6 protein-coding genes are annotated in these 6,609 nt (G+C 75.9%); all 6 read right to left on the bottom strand.

Translation table 11 applies throughout. The features are described 5' to 3' along the window. Positions 1–305: 305 nt before the first annotated feature. A complete protein-coding gene (locus ACZ4SA_RS21600; RefSeq protein ID WP_468276872.1) occupies positions 306–518 on the bottom strand; it encodes an acyl-CoA carboxylase subunit epsilon in 213 nt (70 codons plus the stop codon). A 179-nt stretch (positions 519–697) separates the two neighbouring features. Then, on the bottom strand, positions 698–880 hold the full coding sequence (locus ACZ4SA_RS21595; RefSeq protein ID WP_468276870.1) for a DUF5302 family protein: 183 nt from the start codon (positions 878–880) through the stop codon (positions 698–700). Positions 881–1,601: 721 nt separating this feature from the next. Beyond that, positions 1,602–2,258 carry a ScbR family autoregulator-binding transcription factor gene (locus ACZ4SA_RS21590; RefSeq protein ID WP_468276868.1) on the bottom strand — a complete coding sequence of 219 codons (657 nt, stop codon included), beginning with the start codon at positions 2,256–2,258 and terminating at the stop codon, positions 1,602–1,604. A gap of 48 nt (positions 2,259–2,306) precedes the next feature. Continuing rightward, on the bottom strand, positions 2,307–3,137 hold the full coding sequence (locus tag ACZ4SA_RS21585; RefSeq protein WP_468276865.1) for an AfsR/SARP family transcriptional regulator: 831 nt from the start codon (positions 3,135–3,137) through the stop codon (positions 2,307–2,309). 280 nt (positions 3,138–3,417) lie between these two features. Next, complete coding sequence (locus ACZ4SA_RS21580; protein ID WP_468276863.1) at positions 3,418–4,047, bottom strand: ScbR family autoregulator-binding transcription factor; 630 nt, start codon at positions 4,045–4,047, stop codon at positions 3,418–3,420. 713 nt (positions 4,048–4,760) lie between these two features. Beyond that, positions 4,761–5,981, bottom strand: a complete 1,221-nt coding sequence (locus tag ACZ4SA_RS21575) for a cytochrome P450 family protein (RefSeq protein WP_468276861.1) — start codon at positions 5,979–5,981, stop codon at positions 4,761–4,763. Positions 5,982–6,609 lie beyond the last annotated feature (628 nt).

Below are 6,609 nucleotides of genomic sequence, written 5' to 3'. Positions count from 1 at the left end.
TGCCCTTGGCGTGCTGCGCCTCGGTCGCCTTCTCACTCGGCCCGCGCACGGCCTGCTCGCGCAGCGCCTGCAGCTCGGCCACCCGGCCCCGGGCGCCGGCCGGCTCGCCGGTGGAGGGGGTGCTGTTCACCATCACCACGACCCTTGCCTTCCTCTCGTACGACACCGGGGGCGTGACCGGCCCGGCCGCCCCCACACATTAACAAACCGCTTGGGCGGTTTCTGCTGGGGTGGGGATCGCCGGTCCGCGCCTGTGGACGTGTGTGCAGGTGTGCGCGGCGGCAGGTCACCGCCGGCTGTGCAGGTCACCGCCAGCTGTGCGGGGCGCGGAAGGCGCCGGCCGGCTCCCGGCGCCACAGCGCGCGGCTGCGCGCCGCATCCGGCTTGGGCCGCGCACCGGCGGGCTTGGCGGCGAGGCAGGTGAGCAGGGTGGCGGTGACGGCGGCGAGTTCTTCCGTGCTGGCCGCTCCGCGTTCGATGCGCAGCACGGCGTGCAAGGGGGGTTCGGCCTGGGGCATGTCGTTCCTTCCCGCGGTGCCAGGACCGCTCGACTGCGCCGCCGGGCACCGGGCCGGCGGCGCCGGCCCGGTGCCCGGCGGACAGGGGGGCTGCTGGAAGCAGGGGTGGGGGCAGGAGAGCCGGTGAAAAGGGGCCGGCGGAAAAGGGCGGGTGGCCGGGGCCGGTGGAGGGGTGGCGGTCAGCCGGTCCTGCGCCGGTGGAACCTCTTGCGGGCGGCCGGGCCGCCGGCGGCGCGGGCCTTCATGCGGCCCTCCTCCTGGGCGGCCTTGGCCAAGGAGGCGTGCTCCTTGCGCTCCAGCGCCTGCCGGAAGCGGCGCTTGGCCTCCTGCTGGGCGTCGTTGCGCTCGGGCGTATCGGTCATGGATGCCTCCGTAAGGGCTTGTCGAACGGCGGGGCGGCACGCCGGTGGTTCCCCCGTGCGCCCCCGCCCGGTGGGCGGGCCGGTGCGCCCAGCCCACCGCCCCCCGCTCGAGAACCGGTCGACCTTCACTCGCAACGCAACGCATCCGGACCGGCCGCCGCCCACTGCCCCGGGGGGCGCCTGTATGCCTTTCGTCAGGGCTGGGCACGGTCATGCGACGGCTGCTGGGGGGAGGCGGACTTCGCAGAAGGTGCCGTCGCGGAGCATCGCGAACACGGCCGCGCCCCAGGCCCGCCCCCACGCCCTGCCCGCCTCACCCTCGAAACTCGGGACTCGGGCACGCCGGGCGCCTGGCAGCCCGCCCCTCGGCGGGCGGGGAGGCGCACCACCCTGTGTTGAGCAACAGCGCGCAGCAGCGGGGGCTTTGCTGCCGCCCGGTGCCCACGGGCGCGCCGGCGGCCGGCCCGCCGGACGCCGGGCGGGCACGGGGCCGCCCGGCCGCCGGTGCCGGCGGCCGGGCGGCGTGGCCGGCGGGTTCCGGGGCGGGGGCACGGGGTGCCTGCCCGGCTGCGTGTGCCCGCTGCTTCCCGCCGCGATGCGGCCAAACGGCGGTCGTGGGCAGGGGAGTTCGCCGGCTCCCGGTCCCGGCCCAGGCTGCCCGGGGCCGCCGGGTTGGGGCGTATCGGCGGGCGGCGGGCGGCGGTGGCCGTACCGGGTGGGCTCAGGCGGCGTGGGCGGGGTGCCCGGCGGGTTCCGGGGCGGGGGTGGGCGGGTGGGTGCGGTAGCGGGTGGTGTGGCCGGGTGGGACGAGGGCGGGCAGCAGGGGCTGCCACAGGGCGTGGATGCGGTGGGCGAGTTCGGGGCGGGGCATGCCGGTGGCGGCCAGGACGCCGATGCCGCAGACGGCGGCGAGCAGGAGGGTCTGGCCGTCGTCGGCGCCGTCGTGGGCGCGCAGGTCGCCGGCGGCCCGGGCCTGGCCGTGCAGGCGCAGTACCTCGGTGATCCATGCCTGGTGGAAGTCGGTTGCGGCGGGGCGGCGTCCGGCGCATTCGTTGGTGATGCGCAGGCCGGCGCGGATGACGGGGTCCTCGTGCAGGGCGCGGGCCAGCCAGTGGGTGAGGTCGATGAGGGCCTGCAGGGGGGCGGTGCCGGCTTCCCACTGGTGCTGGACGAAGTCGCACAGCAGTTGCCGGCCGCGTGCCTGGACGGCGTCGGCCAGTCCGTCCTTGGAGGCGAAGTGGAAGTACAGCGCCCCTTTCGTCATGCCGGCGGCGCCGGCGATCTGGCCCAGCGTGGCGCTGGCGTAGCCGTGCCGGTCGAACATCTGGGCGCCCGCGTGCACCAGCGCGCGGCGGGTGCGCTCCGATCTGGCCTGCATGGTGGCTTCCTCCTGCCTCTCCCCCTGGGTGCCGGCGGCCGGCGGCGGTCAGCCGACCCGGCTCAGGCGCTCGCCGCCGGCGCGCGGCGCCTCCAGCTGCGGCTCGGGGTGGGCCATCAGGATCGAGCGCTGCAGCCGGCGCAGGCCGGCCGAGGGCTCCAGGCCCAGTTCGCGTACGAGCGCGGCGCGCAGCCGCTGGTAGACCTCCAGGGCCTCGCTGCGCCGCCCGGAGCGGTGCAGGGCGAGCATGAACTGGCCGTGCAGGTTCTCGTGGGTGCGGTAGCGGGAGACCAGGACGGTCAGCTCGCCCAGCAGTTCGCGGTGCCGGCCCAGGCGCAGGTCGGCCTCGATGCGCTGGTCGAGCGCGCACAGCCGGGTCTCCTCCAGGCGCCGCTGGTGCATCTCCAGCTGCACTCCGGCGTGCACGTCGGCCAGGGCCGAGCCGGTCCACAGGGCCAGCGCCTCGCGCAGCTGGCGGGCCGCGCCGGTGAAGTCGCCGGCGTCCATCGCCCGGTAGCCGCGGCCGGCCAGCAGCTCGAACTCGCGCACGTCGCTGGCGCCGCCCGAGGTGCTCAGCAGATAGCCGCCCGGCGAGGTGACCAGCACGTCCTTGGCGCTGCGCGGCACGCCGGCGGGCGCGTCATGAACCAGCGCCGCCGAGATCAGCTCCCGCAGCTGCAGGACGTAGGTCTGCAGCGTGGTACGCGCGCTGCGCGGCGGCCGCTGCCCCCACAGCTCCTCCATCAGCGACGCCACCGGCACCACCCGGTCGGCGTGCAGCGCCAGCAGGGCCAGCACCTGGCGCGGTTTGGGCGCCGTGGGCGTCACCGACACCCCGTTCTCCCTCACGGCCAACGCCCCCAGCACATCGATATCCACGCCGTCTCCCCTGTTTGATGCGCATCTGATCGAGCGGCCCGCGGCCGGCCCTTTCCCGGCGGCCCGCGCAGACCCGGACACCCCCGAGTAAAAAACAGGGCAGACGGTTTGTCAATACCAGACCGGTCGCGCTGTTTTGGCGGTCCGAGGTGAATGCCCCGCGGGCGCCCGGGCGGGCGGACCGGATCGGAGAGCGGGGAAAACAGCCAGGTGACGGGTGGCGCGGGGTGGCGCAGTGGCCCGGGGGATGAACATCCGAGAAACAGCGGTTGAGGTCTGTTTATGGTGGGGGGGTGCGGGGGCCTGCGGGTGTCAGGGGCCGGCCGGGGGCCAGCCGGGGCAGCAGCAGCTCCCAGAAGCCGGTGATCTTGCGGGTGGAGAGCCATTCGCGGTCCGCGGCGCCCAGCACCTCGAACCCCACGGTGGCCGCAACGACGGCGGGCGCCGCCCCGCGCGAGGACAGACCCTCGGCCAAAGACCCCTCACGCTCGGCGCGCTGCAGCATCTCCTCCACCCAGGTGCGCCACACCCCGCGCAGACACGGCCCGCCGCGGCGCGAGAGGTCCGCGCTCAGATCGAACCCCGCCCGCACCACCGGATCGTCGGCGAGCGCACCCATCAGCACATGAGTGGCGTCCACCAGCACCTGCAACGCCCCACCCGGCGCGGGGTCCGGCGCGGCGTCCGGCGCGGCGGTGATCTCGGCCAGCACCGCCGCCGCCTCCCGCTCCACCGCCCGGGCCAGCGCGTTCTTGTTCTCGAAGTGGAAGTGCAGCGCACCGTTGCTGACACCGGCCCGGGCACTGATGGCGGCCAGCGAAGCGGGCGCGAACCCCTCCCGCGCGAACACCTCGGCCGCGGCCCGCACCAGCGCCTGCCGCGTGCGGGCCGCACGCTCCTGCTTGACCATCAGCCACTCTCCTCACTCCGGGGCACACCACGCACGCGGCGCGCCCTCCCGCCCCCGCCCGGCACCGGCGGGCAGAGGCAGCACAACCCCGCCCCGCACCCCACCGCCCACGGGACGACACCTCAGATTAACAAACCGCTTAAGCGGTTTGTAAGTGGGTGGGGGTGTTCCGCAGCCCCACCCCCGCCCGGACCAGGGCAGACCCTCATCCCCTCCCCGCACACCCAACCCCCGCACACCCCGACCGGTTACGCCCCCGCCCCCCGGGGGGCGCACCCAGGGACAGCCCGCCCGAGCAGGCACACGGGACGGGACGCGCACGGGACGGGACGGGCGGCGGACCCGGGGACGGGGGGCGGGGGCGGGGGCGGGGGCGGGGAGCACGTGTGCCGTATCCGGGCAGCAGGCGGCGGGCGGCCAGGCCGGGGCGGGCGGGTGGCGGCTTGCGGGCCGGCCGCACCGGCCCGCCCGCCGGGGTCGGTGTCCTGGGGCGGGTGCCGGTGCTCCGGTACAGGGCGGCGTCCCCCGCTCGGCGGTGCGGACGGCCCGCCCCGGGTGCGGGCCCCGGGGGGGCGGGCCCGCAGCGGCCCTGTGCGGGCGCAGCCCTCCGGCGCGCCCGGGCAGCCCGGCAGCGGCTGCAGCGGCCGGTACGGCAGGCCGGCCCGTGCCCGGCCCCCGGGGCCGGGCCGGGGCACGGCCCCAGGGGGGGTGGGTCAGGGGGTGAGGCGGACGGGCAGGGTGCGGTAGCCGCTGATGATGAACGACTCCAGTACGTCGAGTTCGTTCACCGGGCGGGCCAGGCGGATGCCGGGAAAGCGGGCGAAGAGCGCGGACAGGGCGGTGGTGGCCTCCAGCCGGGCCAGCGGGGCGCCCAGGCAGTAGTGGACGCCGTGCCCGAAGGCCACGCTCTCCCCGCGCGGGCGCAGCAGGTCGAACGCGCCGGCGTCCTTGCCGTGCTGGGCCGGGTCCAGGCCGGCGGCGGCGAACGACACGATGATCACATCGCCGCGGCGGATGCGGACGCCGTCCAGGTCGATGTCCTCGACGGCGAACCGCAGCGGGATGTAGGCGGCCGGGTTGTGGGTGCGCAGGGTCTCGTCGATCACCTCCGGCCAGCCGGCCCGCCCGGCGCGCACGTGCTCCAGCTGCCCGGGCAGCGACAGCAGCGCGGCGACCGCGTTGCCGATCAGGTTGCTCGTCGTCTCCTGCCCGGCGCCGATCATCAGGTTCAGCGTCGAGATGAGTTCCTGCTCGCTCAGCCGCTCACCGCCGTCGCGTGCCGCGATCAGCGCGGACGTCAGGTCCGGGCCCGGGCACCGGCGCCGTTCGGCCACCAGCGCGGCCAGCAGCTCGAACACCCGCTCCTGCGCCGCCGCCATCTCCTGGGCCGGCACCGACGTGCCCAGCGTCGTGTCGATCGCCGCGCACAACGCCTGCCGGTCGGGCCCCTTGATCCCGAACAGCTCGCAGATCACCCGCATCGGCAGCAGCTTCGCGAACGAGGCCCGCAGATCCACCACCTCCCCTCCCGCCGCCGCCAGCCCGCCCAGCAGCCCGGCCGTGATCTCCGCCACCCGCGGCCCCAGCGCCCGGCTGCGCCGCGCGGTGAACGCCCCCGCCACCAGCCGGCGCAGCCGCGCATGCTCCGCCCCGTAGGCGAACAGCATCGTCGGCGCCGACACCCAGTGATACAGCGGCCACTGCGCAGTGATCTCCCCCGCCGCGAACGCCGGCCAGTGCCGGCGCGCGTCCTTGGACACCCGCGGATCGGTCAGCAGCCGCTTGAGCGGACCGTGCCCCGTCACCGCCCACGCCTCGACCCCGCCCGGCAGCACCACCCGCACCGCGGGACCCTGCTCCCGCAGCATCGCCGCCTCCGCCGCCAGATCACGCCCCGTGACATCCAGCGCATACGGACACCCCAACGTCTCCATCAGCAACTCCCCTCCCACCGCACGGACCCACGCCGCCCGGCACACCGCCACCCTGCCCGCCCCACCCGCCCACCGCCCAACGAACCACCAACCCCGCAGCAAACACCTCACCACTCATCCCCATCGCCGAAAACCGCCCGGCCCGGCCCTCAACTCCCCCGCACAGCCGATGAAGGCGGGTGCTCCGGCCGCTGAACCGCGCCGGCAGGGGCAAACAACGAGAGGCACGGTCCCTGAAGAGCGTTCAGACGGGTTCCGGCCATGACCGCCGACCGGCACAGACACGGATCCGGGCTGCCCCGCCAGGTGAGAACCCGACCGTGACACGACGGTCCGCCGCAGCAGGTGCAGCCAGTCGCACGGCACCGCAGGCAGGTACGGCCCGGGCGGGGCACACACGGGGCCCGCCTGCCCAACCGGCGCGGCGGATACGGCCACTTGCACGGCACCGGCACCGGCACCGGCCGGACAGACAGGTACAGCCGATCCCACAGCACCAGAGGCAACCCAGGGGGGCGAGCACGGCCCGCACAGCGACCGGCCCGCACGGCACGGCGGGCGGCACGGGAGACGACACGGGCCCACACCCGCCACCGCACACGGACGCGGGTCAGCAGGTGGCCGGCTG

This window comes from Streptomyces sp. NPDC027962 (assembly GCF_055566095.1).
The sequence above is the reverse complement of the archived record's forward strand: the minus strand, read 5'-3'. Positions and strand labels throughout refer to the sequence as shown.